At 41.3% G+C, this 15,648-nt stretch carries 10 protein-coding genes; 1 reads left to right on the top strand and 9 read right to left on the bottom strand.

What is annotated here, in order from left to right:
• The first annotated feature begins 8 nt into the window (after nucleotides 1-8).
• A complete protein-coding gene (locus PQO05_RS17485; RefSeq protein ID WP_273628721.1) occupies nucleotides 9-413 on the top strand; it encodes a VOC family protein in 405 nt (134 codons plus the stop codon).
• A gap of 58 nt (nucleotides 414-471) precedes the next feature.
• Here PQO05_RS17485 and PQO05_RS17490 read toward each other — a convergent pair whose 3' ends face one another.
• The 9 genes from PQO05_RS17490 to PQO05_RS17530 form a co-directional block, all read right to left on the bottom strand.
• Nucleotides 472-1,791, bottom strand: a complete 1,320-nt coding sequence (locus PQO05_RS17490; RefSeq protein WP_273628722.1) for a TolC family protein — start codon at nucleotides 1,789-1,791, stop codon at nucleotides 472-474.
• A 7-nt stretch (nucleotides 1,792-1,798) separates the two neighbouring features.
• The gene (locus PQO05_RS17495) at nucleotides 1,799-2,476 is read right to left on the bottom strand and encodes an ABC transporter ATP-binding protein (protein ID WP_273628723.1); all 678 of its coding nucleotides are present in this window, start codon (nucleotides 2,474-2,476) and stop codon (nucleotides 1,799-1,801) included.
• A 262-nt stretch (nucleotides 2,477-2,738) separates the two neighbouring features.
• Nucleotides 2,739-3,779, bottom strand: coding sequence for a DUF4097 family beta strand repeat-containing protein (locus PQO05_RS17500; RefSeq protein ID WP_273628724.1), 1,041 nt, complete (start codon nucleotides 3,777-3,779; stop codon nucleotides 2,739-2,741).
• Between the two features lie 176 nt (nucleotides 3,780-3,955).
• Nucleotides 3,956-6,430 carry an ABC transporter permease gene (locus PQO05_RS17505; protein WP_273628725.1) on the bottom strand — a complete coding sequence of 825 codons (2,475 nt, stop codon included), beginning with the start codon at nucleotides 6,428-6,430 and terminating at the stop codon, nucleotides 3,956-3,958.
• 122 nt (nucleotides 6,431-6,552) lie between these two features.
• Nucleotides 6,553-8,976: an ABC transporter permease gene (locus PQO05_RS17510; protein WP_273628726.1), complete on the bottom strand. Its 2,424-nt coding sequence runs from the start codon at nucleotides 8,974-8,976 to the stop codon at nucleotides 6,553-6,555.
• 9 nt (nucleotides 8,977-8,985) lie between these two features.
• The gene (locus tag PQO05_RS17515) at nucleotides 8,986-9,249 is read right to left on the bottom strand and encodes a hypothetical protein (RefSeq protein WP_273628727.1); all 264 of its coding nucleotides are present in this window, start codon (nucleotides 9,247-9,249) and stop codon (nucleotides 8,986-8,988) included.
• A gap of 226 nt (nucleotides 9,250-9,475) precedes the next feature.
• Nucleotides 9,476-10,504 carry a DUF4097 family beta strand repeat-containing protein gene (locus PQO05_RS17520; protein WP_273628728.1) on the bottom strand — a complete coding sequence of 343 codons (1,029 nt, stop codon included), beginning with the start codon at nucleotides 10,502-10,504 and terminating at the stop codon, nucleotides 9,476-9,478.
• A 112-nt stretch (nucleotides 10,505-10,616) separates the two neighbouring features.
• Nucleotides 10,617-12,995 (bottom strand): ABC transporter permease, encoded by a 2,379-nt coding sequence (locus tag PQO05_RS17525; RefSeq protein WP_273628729.1) that lies wholly within the window; start codon nucleotides 12,993-12,995, stop codon nucleotides 10,617-10,619.
• A 148-nt stretch (nucleotides 12,996-13,143) separates the two neighbouring features.
• A complete protein-coding gene (locus PQO05_RS17530) occupies nucleotides 13,144-15,594 on the bottom strand; it encodes an ABC transporter permease (RefSeq protein ID WP_273628730.1) in 2,451 nt (816 codons plus the stop codon).
• Between the last annotated feature and the right edge of the window lie 54 nt (nucleotides 15,595-15,648).

Below are 15,648 nucleotides of genomic sequence, written 5' to 3' on the forward strand. Positions count from 1 at the left end.
CATTTAATATGAAAAAAGTAACAGGCATTGGCGGCATATTTTTTAAATGCGACGATCCGAAAGCGATGAACGAATGGTACACCAAAAACCTTGGATTGGAGAATAAAGGCTATGGAGCAACTTTTGACTGGCGAGAGGATGAAGACCCATCGAAAAAGGGATCTACAACATGGAGTACCTTTCCGCAGGATACCAAGCATTTCAATCCTTCAACCAAACCGTTTATGATCAACTACCGGGTTGAAAACCTGGTTGATTTGTTAGCAGAGCTAAAAAAAGACAATGTGACCATTGTTGATGAGATTGCAGAATATGAGTACGGCAAGTTCGCCCATATCCTCGACCCGGAAGGCAACATGATTGAGCTTTGGGAACCCGCAGATGAATCTGACGAAGAAAATACAGCCGGATAAAACAAAAGGCGAAGGATTTAAATCCTTCGCCTTTTTTGTGATAGAGATAATTAAGCTACTATAGCGCCAGTTTTCCCTGGTAATAATCCAGTATTTTAATGCGGATAAAGTAATCGTAGCGTGCGCTAATAAGGCTTAGGTTTGCACGGTCCATAAAGCCCCTGATGGTGATATAATCAACCGAGGTTATTACACCGGCGTTAAACTTGGTTTCGGCTACTTTAAATGATTGGGTGTAGGCATCAACCTGTTCAACCAGTGTCTGATAACGCTCGTAAGCCAATGTCATATTTACATACGCCTGGTCCACATTTTTCTTTAAAGTTATTTTAGTGGTTTGAGTTGTATACAGTGCATTCAACCTATCAATTTTAGCCAGGGCTACATTATTGCGTGTTTGAAAGAAATTCAGTATCGGGATATGTAAACCAATATTAACACCGTAATTATAGTTGTTATTGATCTGGCTATGGTAGCCCGTATTATCGAAACTTGAATAATAGCTCGACAGGCCGCCGCCTACAGTTAATGTTGGATAATAAATGCCTTTTGCTGCCGCTACTTCTTTATCGGTACTTTTTAAACGCAGGTCTGCCGCTTTTACCATGGGGTAATCATTCAAAGCATTGTTATAAACCTCATCAACCGTTAGTTTATATTGTGCAGGCAATTCATCGGCCGATAAACGCTGTAGTTTTACGTTTCTGTTATAAGGCACATTCATCAACTGCAACAAGTTTAACTTCTGTGCGTACATAGAATTGCGGGCATCTATCAGCGATAATTTATTAGTGGCTAACTGTCCGCGGGCATCTGTTACATCTGATGGCGAAATGCTGCCGTCCTTGTTCAATATGTTTAACCTGTCTAACGATTGTTGCGAAAGCTCTATCTGTGTTTGTGTTAACGAAATCTGATCTTCATTCTCCAAAGCCTGCAGATAAGTGGTAATTACGTTTAAAGTAATATCATTTTTGGCCTGTTGAAAATCGAGTTTACCAGCCTGGTAAGCCAATGAAGTTTGCTTAATGCTATTCATCAGGCTTAACCCTTTTAATAACACCAGACTACTGTTAAGGCTGTAGTTATCATTCGTAATCTGCTGGTTAGCGTAAGTGTAGGTTGTAGGGTCTAAACTGCGGCCATTGTTAATGCTGCGCGATGCATCGCCGTATACCTGTGGTAGCAGGTTTTCGCGGGCCTGGTTCCAGTAGATCCTATCGCGGTCCATTTGCAGCTCGCTTTGCTTAACAGTAAGGTTATTTTTTATGGCGATGTCGATACATTGTTGTAGGGTGTACAGACTATCAGTTTGACTAAAAGCCGGAACAGATGAGCAAAGGGTTAGCGCAAATAATATGTATTTAAAGTATCTCATTACAGTATTAAACGTTTCTTGATGAATCAATTTTCCCATCCAGCACATTGATAATGCGCGAACCGTACTCGGCATTTTTTTCGCTGTGGGTAACCTGGATAATGGTAACCTTATCTTCTTTGTTCAGCTTGCGGAAAAGCTCCATAATCTCCTCCCCTTGTTTTGAATTGAGGTTACCGGTAGGCTCATCGGCCAGTATTAAACGGGGCTTGGTGATCAGTGCACGGGCAATGCCCACCAATTGCTGTTGGCCGCCTGATAGCTGTGCAGGGAAAAGATCTTTCTTACCCACGATCTGGAAACGGTCCAGCATATCGGCAACCAATGCCTTGCGCTCGCTGCTTTTAATGTCCTGATAAATTAACGGGGTTTCGATGTTTTCGTAAACGGTAAGCTCATCAATTAGGTGATAAGCCTGGAAAACGAAACCGATGTATTGTTTGTATAAAGCCGAACGTGCTTTTTCTTTCAGTTGATGAACAGCTTCTTTCATGAAGTAGTGATAACCTTCAGAAGGCTCATCGAGCATACCGATGATATTTAACAAGGTTGACTTGCCCGAACCCGAAGGGCCCATTATTGATACAAATTCGCCGGCATCAACATCAAGGCTTACATTGTTTAACACATAAGTTTTATTGCCACCGGCCTGATAGTATTTAGAGATATTTTTTAAGGATAACATATACAAATTGTTTGTGATCTGTTGTTTTTTGGTTGCTTAACCGAACACTAAAGTATCAATAACATACCAAACATTTAAAATACTGATTATCAATATTTTAATATTTAGTTTAAGTATTTAAACTGTACGGTAGTGTAACACGGTGCGTACGGTAATGATACAATTTTCGGCCGAAATTATACTTACAGCCATTTGCATAAAAAAAGCAGGCCGGGTAAATACCCGGCCTGCTTCCACTATTAATCACACTATATTACATCAATTAGTTAAACGACAAGTTTACACGGCCGCTGCCTGCATCGGCACGTACCACAGCGCCACCACCATTTACAGTGCCACGAAGATGCTCTTTATCCGTATCGCCATTAAAGTTGTTTAATTGCGATTTGATTATAGTATTGCCACGCAAATCGAGGTTTAAGCCTTGCTTAGCTGGCAAAATTAAATCTATATGGCCGGCACTTACCTCAAGCTTAACATATTTGCCAACCTGTTTAAATTGCGCATGCAGGCTACCTGCGCTGGTTGATGCATCAAGGCTGCCATCAATACCGCTTAGGTTAATACTGCCGCCCGATGTACCGGTAATTAGTTCCCCGCCAATATCGTCGCCATGTACGCTGCCACCACTGGTATTAGCTTTAATACTGCCACTTAAACGGGTTAAGTTTAAAGAGCCACCACTGGTTTCTAAACGGATAGTACCCTGGCAATTATCTGCCGAAATGCTACCGCCGCTAGTTTGCAGATCGATATTATCTTTCGAATCAGATACATGGATACTGCCGCCGCTGGTTTCACCTTTAATAACACCCGCTAAGTGGTCGAGGTGTAGGCTACCACCGCTGGTTTCAAATTTTTCGTTGCCCGATAAATTATCCAGATGGATACTGCCGCCGCTTGTATTTAAATTGGTAGAAGTTTTTACCGGCACATATACTTTAAAAGAGATGCTGATATTGTTATTATTCCAACCCCAGTTACTTTCTCTCTTCGATTTCGCTGTAGCATGTACTTCACCATCGTGAACGTCTATATCAAGAGTGTAATCTTTCTCAATACGTTTTTGGGCTTCTTCTTTGCTTAATTGCTGGCCATGGTTGTCATTTACGTAAACTTCTACCCGTGCCGAACCATCGGTAACACCACTTACCTGGATGCTGCCACCCGAAGTATTTACAAAGGCTTGTTTAATACCATAACTGGCCAGCGATTTAGTTAAAAACGGAGTTTGTTTATCATTTTGAGCCATGGCCACAGTACTGCCCAGGCAAAGCATTGTTAAAATAAGGTTGATTTTCATAAACGTTGAATTTGGTTACCTATCAGACGCGCATATTTTTAGAATAGTTGCACCGATTTTAAAATAATTTTGAAGGAGTGAATGATAGAATGAGTGAATGGAAAGAACTAAAATCAAGATTCTATCATTCTATCATTATTCTATCATTCACTCACTCTATCATTCTATCATTAGTCTCATTCACTCCTCAGGCTTTTTATCGGGTTAGTCAACGCGGCTTTAATGGATTGAAAGCTGATAGTAGCCAGCGCAATTATCAATGTTATACCTGCTGCCAGGGAAAAGATCCACCAGCTTACGGGGGTGCGATAAGCAAAATCCTGAAGCCATTTATCCATAGCATACCAGGCTATAGGGAAGGAAATTACTGACGCTACAATAACCAGTTTCAGGAAATCTTTCGAGAGCATAGTCACCACGTTTTCGATTGATGCGCCCAGCACTTTACGGATACCGATCTCTTTGGTGCGGCGTTGCGCAGTGTAAATGGCTAATCCCAGTAAACCTAAGCAAGCTACGGTTAACGACAGGAACGTAAACACACTAAACACCTGCCCAATTGTTTGATCTGCACGGTAAAGCGAATCAAATTCGGCATCGAGGAAGGTATATTCGAACGGCGTATCAGGCATAAACGATCTCCATTTGCTTTGTATCGCAGCTATTGTTGCGGCATAATCACCCGGCTTTATCCTAACGGTGATATATGAGGTAGATGAACCGTAAGTTTTAGATGTTTTGTAGAACAATGCAAACGGCGGTACAGATTGATGCAATGATTCTACATTGAAATCTTTAACCACTCCTACTACTTTAAACTGTGTGTTGTTGCCACCCGGATAAGTCATGGTTTTGCCGATTGGGTTTTTCCAGCCAATTTGTTTAGCAGCAGCTTCGTTGATAACGACAGAGGCAGAATCGGCAAATTCTTTAGAGAAATTACGACCGTTGGCCATTTTTAATCCCAGGGTTGGTGCAAAGGCTTCATCAACAATAAATGAAGCTAGCAGGATGTTGTTCTCACCACTTTTGGTATTGCCCGGTTCCAGTTCGGGGATATAGGTGTCTGCAAACCTATTTTGGGTTGGTATACCGGTGGCTATGGTGGCATTGCTGATCTCTGGCAAACGCAGCAGTTCCTGGCGAAGGCTTTCTTCGCTCTGGCCCAAACGTTCGGCATTTTGAATAACGAGTACGTTTTCTTTATTGAAGCCGAGATCTTTGGTTTGGGTATAATGCAGTTGCTTGTAAACAATCAGCGTACAAATAATAAGCACAGTTGAAACCGTAAACTGAAATATAACCAGCGCATTGCGCATTAAAAACCCGCTCGAATCTTTGAAGATACTGCTGCCTTTTAAAATACTTACCGGCTTTAATGACGTGAGGAAGAACGCCGGATAACTACCGGCCAGTAAAGAGGTAATTACGATCAATGCACCAATACCTGCAATTGCCTGTAAACCAAACAGTGTATTAATACTCAGCTCCTTCGCTGCTAACTGATTAAATGCAGGCAATGCCAAGGCAACAATTACTACTGCCACAAAAGCAGCAAATAAACAGTATAAAAATGCCTCAGCCATAAACTGACCGATTAATTGTTTACGTGCCGAACCCAGTACTTTTCTAATCCCCACCTCCTTTGCTCTGCGCGCAGCCTGTGCAGTAGAAAGGTTCATGAAATTGATACAAGCCAGCAGTATTATAAACAGTGCAATAGCCGAAAATATATATACATACTTAATGTCGCTCTGATTAAAATAACGTGTACCTACGTTAACTGAATACAAGTGCTGCTCTGTAATGGGTTGCAGGTGCAGGTCCCAGTGGCCGCCTTTCTTTTTAAACTCGTCCCAGGGTTGGCCAATACGTTTAAATGCACTTGCCGCTTGTTGATTTACCATGGCCGGGAACCTGCTTTCCAGGCGTTTCATACTGGCGGCATCTACAGCTACGTTAGGTTTCAACTTTACATAAGTACCCATTTGCAGCCATACCCAGCTCCAGTTAAAATGCTTTACAGGCGGGATGCTTTCAGTAGATTGAAGCATATCAAATTGCAATGACGATTGTGCGGGAAGATCTTTCAGTACCGCAGTAACGGTAAACGGCTTAGCGTATTCATCAAACACCAAGGTTTTACCAATAGGCGATGCATCACCGAAATACTTTTTAGCAGCACGTTCTGTTAACACAACAGAATTTACGCCGCTTAAACAAGTTGCAGCATTACCGACTACCAGGGGATAATTTAGAAGCTGAAGAAAGTTAGAATCAACAGCCAACAGGTTTTTCTCGGTCAATGATTTTTTCTGACCATTACTTTCGAAATAAATGATCTCGTTATTGGGTTTATAGATCCGTGCATAACTTTCAACCTCAGAGAAATTGCTTTTCAACGCGGCACCAACAGGTGGTGGCGTATGACCGAGCAAAAACTCGTCGTTACCCATTTTACCATCCAGGTTAACACGGAAAATATGGTCGTTATCTTTAAAAAAGCGGTCGTAACTCAGCTCATCTTTTACATACATGCCAATAAACAACACGCAGGCCAAACCAATAGCTAAACCGCTAATGTTTATAATGCTGCTTACCTTATTGCGGCTAAGGTTACGCCAGGCTATTTTAAAGTAATTACGTATCATAAAATTCAATTTTGAATGAGTGAATTAGTGAGTGATTGAGTATTTATTGTCGATTTTTGAATTAATGAAAAAATGCCTTTTAACACTCACTAACTCAGTCCCTCACTAATTTAAAACTAGATCTATTCGCTCTTCAGGCTCTTAACCGGGTTGGCCAATGCAGCTCTTACCGCCTGAATACTTATAGTTAGTAAAGCAATGGTAAGAGCTATTAATGCAGACAGCGCAAAAATCCACCATTGGATAGTGATGCGGTAGGCAAAGCCTTCCAGCCATTTATGCATTACCCACCAGGCAACCGGGAAAGCGATTACTGCGGCCACTAATACCAGTTTGGCAAACTCGCGCGACAGTAAAATCACAATGCTCGACACGCTAGATCCTAACACCTTACGGATCCCTATCTCCTTAGTACGTTGTACAATTACCATGATTGAGATGGCCAATAAACCGATGCAAGAAATAATAATAGCGATGATTGCCGCGCTGATAAATATGGTTGACAAGCGTTTCTCGGCACGGTATTGCTTTTCGGTATTTTCTGTAAGCCACGAACCGGTAAACTCAATATTAGGGAAAGCCGCATGCCATTTTGCTTTTACCCGGTCGAAATCATTCAGCAGGTTATTAGATTTCAATCGAACAAATATGTAGCTGATCGGAAAATCCTTTTTCATCGTCAGCGTCAATGGTTCAACCTCTTCATGCAGCGATTGAAAGTTATAATCTTTAAACACACCAATGATTTGCATTGGCGGTTCGCCATCGCGCATCGGCAAATAGGTGCCTACTACATTACCCTTGCCAACTAAGGCGGCCATTTTCTCGTTAATTACTACGTTATTGCTATCTGCGGCATAATCTCTCGAAAAATCGCGACCGGCTGCGAGTTTAATATCAAGCGTTTTCAGAAAATCAAAATCTACCGTTTGCTCATGCGTACGGATCTCGTGTCCTTTGTAATTGAACCCACGTACCGAGTTGCTGCTCGAGCCATCTTTGCCCCTGCCCAAATTAATATAAGAACCACTGATACCCACCACGCCCGGTTCGCCGGCCATCTGGTTACGGAACAACTGTACGGCCTGCAAACCATTGATACTATTACCAATCGGGATACTGATTACCTCGTTTTTATTATAGCCCAGTGGCTTGGTTTGCAGATAGCTGATCTGCTGCCAGATAATAAGGGTACAAATAGTGAGGATAGTAGCCAGCGAGAATTGTACCACCAGTAATATGTTACGCACCTTGCCGGGCTTTTGCGTATTTACAGATCCTTTTAAAACCTGGGTAGTTTTATAGCGCAGCATCAATAAAGCAGGATAAAAACCAGCTGCAATGGTAATAAAAAAGAACAGACCAATAATTGTAAACAGTTGCAGCGGCTGTAAAAGCATATTAAGCTTTATCCCACTCTGAAAAGCTGCTTTAAAGCCAGGCATCACCAGTGCAGCAAGGCTAATACCTGCAACCAAAGCAATCAGGCATATCATTACGGTTTCTGTCCAAAACTGGGTTAGCAATTGCCACTTACCTGCCCCTAAAGTTTTGCGCACCCCAATTTCGCGGGCACGGGTAAATGAGCGGGCTACCGATAGGTTAACAAAGTTGATGCAGGCAATGATCAATATAAATATGGCAATAACCAATAAGGCACCCACATAAGTTTTGCTGATTGGCGAACCGTAAACAGCGCCCATATCGGTATTAAAGTGATTGTCTTTAAATGGAAAAATGCCCAATGATTCGCGCTCGCCATCTGTCAGTGGTTTGGCGCCGTCACGCTTTAAATCATCCAGATCTTGTTTCAGGTATTTCTTTACAAATGGTTTTAAACCCTGCTCAAACCTGGCAGGGTTGGCATTGGCGTTTAACTGTACGTATACAATATGCGTGCGCGAATCCCAGACTTTTAACAGCTCTTTGTAGCTACCAGAATTTTCGAAACGGACCGTAAGATCAGACCCAAGGCTCGAGTTAGCCGGATAATTATCCGTCAAACCACTTACGATAAAACTCCGCGGCTGATCGTCGTATTTTACAACGATGGTTTTACCAATCGGGTCGGCATCGCCAAAAATAGCTTTGGCCGAAGCTTTGGTTAATACCACATCATTTAAACCGGTTAATGCTGTTTTATTTCCTTTGATGATCGGAAATGAGAAAATGTTAAAGTAATCGGCATCAACAAAATTAACCTCTTGTTGTATTTGCTTATCACCATAAGTTACAGTTGCCGGCGGGCCGCCTGTTACACGGGTAATGTATTTCACATCGGGATAATCTGCCTTTAAGGTTGGAGCTAACGGTACAGGCATTGAACCTGTTTTTTGTGGTGCGCCCGGTCTGCTTATGGTAAAATATACCTGGTAAATATTGTCGATATTTTTATGAAAGTTATCGTACGATGATTCGAAAAACACAGTCAGCAATAACAATGTTGAGCTCGCAATAGCTACCGAAAGCCCAACAATATTCATGCTGTTGAATACGCGGCCTTTCCACAAATTACGCCAGGCAGTTTTAATGTAATTTTTAAACATAATGCTGTATTATTTAACCCCCAGTGAGTCGGTAACGTGTTTAATGATAGAATCTCTTTGCATTTTGCTCATTCCTTTTATATCATAGGTACGTTCAAATTTAATGGGCTGGCTTTTGTTCTTTATTCCTTCAATAGCGATATGCAATGTTTTGCCATCATCATCTATCGATTTATGGTAAACTGCAACTACATCCTTATGTGTAGTTTGTGCCGTAGCAGCTAATGCTATCCCTAAAATGCAGATCGTAAATATGTTTTGGAGTGTTTTCATGTAGCAATAATTTGTTTTATCGTACACTATAGTTACAATTCCATACCAAACAATCAAATTATTGATTATCAAATATTTATATTCAATAAATAATTAAATGGTGTACGATTGTGTAACACGATGCGTACGGTTTTGATACACTATGTAAGTGATTGATTCCGAACAATAAAGCAAAAAAAAGAGCGGCACATTTGTACCGCTCCATTATATTAAATAAGTTGATTGCTTATATAAACTGCACTTTAACTTCGCCAGATGCGGCATGCACTTCAACCGGTACTCCTCCACCAAATACAGCTCCCGATAACTTTTTACCATCATTAGTGCCTGAGAATTTTTTAGGCATATCACCGCTAATAGATTTTCCTTCACAATTGAGGTTAAAACCATCTTTTGATGTCAGGATAATATTGGCATCCCCTTCGGTAGCATTGAGCTTAATGGATTTACAGGCTTTAGATAATTCGGCATTAATAGTGCCCGATACCGTAGTTGCTGTTAAATGGCACGACATCCGTTTCAGGGTTATATCACCTGCTGTGGTTTGGGTATTAAAAGTACCGTCAATCTCGTCCGACAGGATATTACCGGCCAGTGTTTCGGCATCAATAGTACCTTTCAAACGGCTCAGGTTAATACCACCCTCATCTGTTTTGAGTTTAACCTTGCCCTGGCAATTCATGGCAACTATATCACCGCTTTTGGTTGACAGATCAATGTCAGAACCGGCATTAGAAACGTTAATATCACCACTTTCAGTATGACCTTTAATTACCCCTGTTATCTTTTCCAGGTTTACAGACCCACTGGTGTTAAAAGTTTGGTTGCCATCTAAATTCACCAGGCTTACACTGCCTGTTTTTGAAGTGAGGTTACAAACAACATTACGGGGAACAAATATTTTAAAAGAAATACTTACAGCTTTTTTCCAGTTGCTATCACCGTATTTACAGGTTGCAGATACCATTAACTGATGATCGCGTACTACCATATCAATGGCATAATCCTGCTCTACAAAACGTCTCAGTTCGGCTTTTGATGAAGTGGCCTCATTAATGGCATCAACGTATACCTCTATACTGGGTTGGTCACTGGTGCCTATTACAGCAATATTACCGGCCAAAGTTTTAACACTAACACTACGTATAGGGTCTTTAATTTGCTTTTGTATAAGCGGCTCGTTAGTCCAGTTTACCTGGGCGAAAGTGATACTGTATACAAATATCAGGACCAGTGTTATGAGGGGCGTTTTCATGTGACTGTGGGCTTAGCCAAATATCCGATATTTTTTCGGTTATTTCACACACATCTTTTAGGAATATGTTTCATTTCTAAAAAATAAATAACTGATTTACATTAATTTACAGTTACTCGCTGCGTAAACTTTTAACTGGTGTGCTAACTGCTGCCTTTATAGATTGGAAACTTACCGTTACAAAAGCAATAATAATGGTTACCAAACCAGCCAGTACAAACAGGTACCATTGGATAGCTATCCGGTAGGCAAAATCCTGCAACCACCTGTGCATAGCATACCAGGCAATGGGCGAAGCTATGACAATGGCTACCAAAACCAGTTTCATAAAGTTTTTAGAAAGCATTAAGGTGATGCTGCTTACAGATGCCCCCAATACCTTACGGATGCCTATTTCTTTAGTGCGGTTAAGTACTGAGTATGCCGTAAGCGCGAACAGACCTAAACAACCTAATAAAACGGCCAGTATTGCAAAGGTTTTAAATATGGCGGCAGTACGTTGTTCTGATACGTAAATGGCATTATAGTCATCATCAAGAAAATGATAAGAGAACGGATAATTGGCAACCTCATGTTTCCAGATCGCCTCCAGATCATGCAATACTTGCGGGGCGTTTTTATCGGCCACTTTTAAGAAAAGCGCATTGGTATTATTGTTATCCAAAAAGATAATCAACGGCGTTATCGGGTCGTGCAGCGATCTGAAATTGAAATCTTTTACCACGGCTTTTACTACTCCATCATTCCCTCTGTTAATGGTTTTGCCAATGGCTTCTTCCGGCGTCCAGCCCAATGCCTTAGCGGTCGATTCATTGATAATGAATGAATACTTGAAGTTTTTACCATTATTGGTAGTATCCATTTGCAGTACATCTGCATGGGTATAATTAGTGCCTGCTAAAATTTTCAGCTTAAACATCGACACAAAATTTTCATCGGCAGGTATGGCATTCACCATTACCTTTTTGCCATCGTGAGTGGTAATACCATCGCCCCAGCCCACATTAACCGGCGATGAATTAGCCACGCTAATCCCTTCAACATTAGGCACGGCGGCCATTTGTGTTTTAAGGGTATTAACAACCGGATATAAATTATAATCGAGCGGCAAAACAATCACGTTATTGCGGTTATAGCCCACATCTTTAGTCTGGATGTAATTAAGCTGGCGAATAATAATTGTGGTAGATATAATAAGGAAGAAGGAAATTACAAACTGAAACACAATAAGCGATTGGCGCAACGATGTATTACCCGTAAATGCAAAACCCGATTTTAAAAGCTTGATAAGTTTAACGTTCGATAACAACAGCGATGGGTAGGCACCAGCAACAAAGCTGATTACAATGCTCAATATCATTAATAAAACTAATACAATGGGATTCAGCAAATCTTCAGTAGTGAAGTTCTTTCCAGCCATTGCATTAAACTGAGGTAGCAAAGTGTAAGCTACCAATATAGCCAGCACGGTAGCGAGAGTGGTAAAGAATACAGACTCGCCAATAAACTGCCTGAACAGTTGCAGGGTACTTGCCCCTAACACTTTACGGATGCTGATTTCGGCACTCCGTCCTGCCGATTGCGCTACTGCCAGGTTGGTATAGTTAACCGCTGCAATAATTAAAATAAGCAGCGCAATACTGAACAGGATGTAGATATAAGTGAGACTTCCATTTAACTCAAGGCCGCTAAGCTGCGAGTGCAGGTGAACACTTTTTAGCGGTTCGAGATTTAAGGTTAAATATTCCTGGCCAGTCATTTTAAGCTCGCCGGCGCTTACCTGCTGCATATAAGCGCTAATTTGTTTTTGCAGCGGCTGGATATTGTTGCCATTTTTCAGCAACAGATAGGTAACATAATTAGCCGAAAACCATTCTTCATTTTTGGCAGCTGAAAGTACATCGAAGGGCACCACAAAATCAAAATGAATCTGTGAGTTGGGTGCGATGTTTGCGGCAATGCCACTTACCACATAGTCTTTCTTACCCAATTTAAGGGTTTTGCCCATCGGGTCTGCATCGCCAAAATACTTTTTAGCCATTGCCGATGTAAGCACGATATGATCTGGTGCAGATAATGCTTGTGCAGCGCTTCCTTCTAACAGGTGAAAAGAGAATACTTTGAAGAAAGGCTGATCGGCATAAAGGATATTATCTTCGTGGAAAAACTTACCATCCTTATTAAAAACACCATCGTATCTGATAGTCCGCACGTAATCTTCTACTTCCGGGAACATTCTTTTTAATTGCGGGCCATCTTTACTACCTGTAACTGCTGTTTTGCTTGTACTGCCGTGGTTATATTCCATAGTAACCCGCGCAATACGGTTGGCATTCTGATGGAAATTATCGTAAGTTAATTCATTATATAAATACAAACCAATTAACAAGCAACTGGCCAACCCTGCCGTTAAACCCAATATATTCACAAACGAATACAGCCTGTTCTTTTTAAGCTTACGCCATGCTATTTTAAAGTAGTTCTTTATCATTTCTGTTGTCAGTTATCAGTTGTCGGTTGTCAGTCTTTGCACACGTGAACCACATTTATTATCAACATTTTATTTTTAGCTCTTTATCTAATCAACTATTATGGGGTTACAACTCACTCATTCACCACTCACTCCCTCTCAACTAAATTCACTCGCTTCTCAAACTTTTTATCGGGTTCGTCAATGCTGCTTTAATGGCCTGGAAGCTGATGGTAAGCATCGCGATCAATACCGAAATACCAGCCGCCAGTATAAATACCAGCCAGTTGATGGCAACGCGGTAAGCAAAGTTTTGCAGCCAGCTGTGCATGGCAAACCAGGCTATCGGGAAGGCCACAAGGCTTGCAAACAGGATCAATTTCAGGAAATCAACCGAGAGCATGCTTACAATACCACTGATAGATGCACCCAATACTTTGCGGATGCCAATTTCCCTGATGCGTTGTTGGGTAGCATAAGCTGCTAAACCCATTAAACCGATACAGGCAATAAAGATGGCCAACACGGTAAACACGCTGAATACCTTTTGTGCAGTTTGCTCGGCATGATATTGTTCGGCAACGGTTTGGTCGAGGAAGTTGTAATGGTAGGGGTGATCTTTAACGAAACTATCCCAGGTATGCTGGATACTGTTTAGGGTGCTCTGAAAATGATCTGATTTTACCTTTACCCCTATCTCCCCAAACACCGTATTATTACGCTGGCCGCTGTTGAATATCAGTGGTGTAATTTTTTGGTGTAACGATTGATAATGGAAATCTTTAACCACGCCTATCACCGTAAAAATAACATTTGAGCCATCCTTCAATGTAACGCCCGGACTGGTTAGCCGCGCACCGATCGGGTTTTTCAAGCCCATTTCACTTACGGCTTTTTCATTAAGTACTAAACCTAATGAGTCTGTTGGATAAGATTCTGAAAAGAAACGCCCTTGCTTAACTTCAAGGCCAAGCAATTTGGAAAAATCGTCATCAACCACAATGCCGCGGCCTGTTATAGATTGTTTTGAACCTTCGGGCTGGTAACTTACACCAAAAAAGCCTGCATCGCCGGGCATGGTTGATGTGCCGCTTACCGACTCTACTCCAGGGATTTTCAGCAATTCATTTTTAAAAGCTTTGGTTTGTTTGTTGAGCAAAAATGCATTGTTCACCACAATGATATGGTCCTTTTTAAAACCCAGTTTATCGCCTTGCATAAAATTGATCTGCTGGTTTACAATAATGGTAGCGATGATTAATACAATGGATATACTGAATTGGAAGATCACCAACCCATTCCGCAGAAACAAACCGTATTTGTTTGATTTAAATCGTCCCTTTAAAACGGTTATCGGATTAAATGACGACAGAATAAATGCGGGATATATACCTGCTATTCCACCAAGCACAATTGCAAATACAACAAGCAACAATAAGTGCAAAGGCGTTATAAAATATAAGACTGAAAGATCTTTATCGGCGATCTGGTTAAACAACGGTAATAGCAACAGTATCAACCCAAAAGCTATAACCAAACTCATCAGGCTAATGATTACAGACTCGGTTAAGAACTGGTAAACAATAGATTGTTTATCGGACCCGAATGTTTTGCGGATCCCTACTTCTTTAGCGCGTTCGACAGATAATGAGGTTGAGAGGTTGATGAAATTGATACAGGCCAGTGCCAATATAAATATGGCAATTACGCTAAACAGGTAAATGGTGGTCATGCTGCCATTTACGCTGAGTTCGGATTCCAGGTCTGAAATCAAATGTATTTTGGTAAGCGGCTGCAAATAATAATGGTAGCCATTACCCGCTGCCGTAAATTGCTCATAAGTTTCGCCGAAAGAACGGCCAATTTCTCCCGCGACATATTTTTTGACAATGGATGGAAGCTTTGCATCAACAGCCTGCGGCGAAGCGCCCGGCTTAAGCAGTAAATAAGTGTAAGCCGAAAAACCGGTATAATTAGGCTGACTGGTAAACGGGAAGCTACTTGCAGAAATCAGCATACTAAACTTAAAGTGTGAGTTAGCGGGCCAGTCCTGCACCACAGCGCTGATTACAAAGTTTGGGTTCGCGTTATTTTGATCAACCAAAAACTGTTTACCGATGGCCTGATCTGCCGAACCAAAAATGCGTTTAGCTGTACTCTCGCTAATAACCACATTATTTACTTTAGTTAAAGCAGTTAAGGGATTACCGGCGAGTGCCTTGTAACTAAACACATTAAAAAAGTTAGAATCGGCAATCAGTACCTTTCTTTCCTCAAAAACCTTATCACCATATTTAAGCGGGAAAGTGCCATTTCCTATAGGGTCAAACATCCTGGTGCATTGTTCAATCTCGGGGAAATCATGTCTCGCCGCATCACCAATTGACGCCGGGATAATGGCATAAGACGTTGATCTGCCAGGATAAATCCGATCAAGCGCTATCCGGTAAATACGGTCGCCTTTCTCCTGAAACTTATCATAACTCAGCTCATCCTGTATAAACAAAACAATGAGCAGGCAAACGGCCATACCTGTAGCCAAACCCAATATGTTAATAACACTAAACGCTTTGCGTTTCAGTAAGCTTCGTAAAGCTACTTTCAGATAGTTTTTAAACATGGTATTCAGTTGTCTGTTATCAGTTCGGTTGTCTGTTATCGGTTGTTTGTTGTC

The sequence above is a fragment of the Mucilaginibacter jinjuensis genome (genome assembly GCF_028596025.1).
In the GTDB taxonomy this organism is placed as follows: Bacteria; Bacteroidota; Bacteroidia; order Sphingobacteriales; family Sphingobacteriaceae; genus Mucilaginibacter; species Mucilaginibacter jinjuensis.

Excerpts from the sequence above, each read along its gene's own strand:
- PQO05_RS17485 (WP_273628721.1), top strand. The coding sequence starts at position 9 with ATGAAAAAAGTAACAGGCATTGGCGGCATATTTTTTAAATGCGACGAT.
- PQO05_RS17490 (WP_273628722.1), bottom strand. The coding sequence starts at position 1,791 with ATGAGATACTTTAAATACATATTATTTGCGCTAACCCTTTGCTCATCT.
- PQO05_RS17495 (WP_273628723.1), bottom strand. The coding sequence starts at position 2,476 with ATGTTATCCTTAAAAAATATCTCTAAATACTATCAGGCCGGTGGCAAT.
- PQO05_RS17500 (WP_273628724.1), bottom strand. The coding sequence starts at position 3,779 with ATGAAAATCAACCTTATTTTAACAATGCTTTGCCTGGGCAGTACTGTG.
- PQO05_RS17505 (WP_273628725.1), bottom strand. The coding sequence starts at position 6,430 with ATGATACGTAATTACTTTAAAATAGCCTGGCGTAACCTTAGCCGCAAT.
- PQO05_RS17510 (WP_273628726.1), bottom strand. The coding sequence starts at position 8,976 with ATGTTTAAAAATTACATTAAAACTGCCTGGCGTAATTTGTGGAAAGGC.
- PQO05_RS17515 (WP_273628727.1), bottom strand. The coding sequence starts at position 9,249 with ATGAAAACACTCCAAAACATATTTACGATCTGCATTTTAGGGATAGCA.
- PQO05_RS17520 (WP_273628728.1), bottom strand. The coding sequence starts at position 10,504 with ATGAAAACGCCCCTCATAACACTGGTCCTGATATTTGTATACAGTATC.
- PQO05_RS17525 (WP_273628729.1), bottom strand. The coding sequence starts at position 12,995 with ATGATAAAGAACTACTTTAAAATAGCATGGCGTAAGCTTAAAAAGAAC.
- PQO05_RS17530 (WP_273628730.1), bottom strand. The coding sequence starts at position 15,594 with ATGTTTAAAAACTATCTGAAAGTAGCTTTACGAAGCTTACTGAAACGC.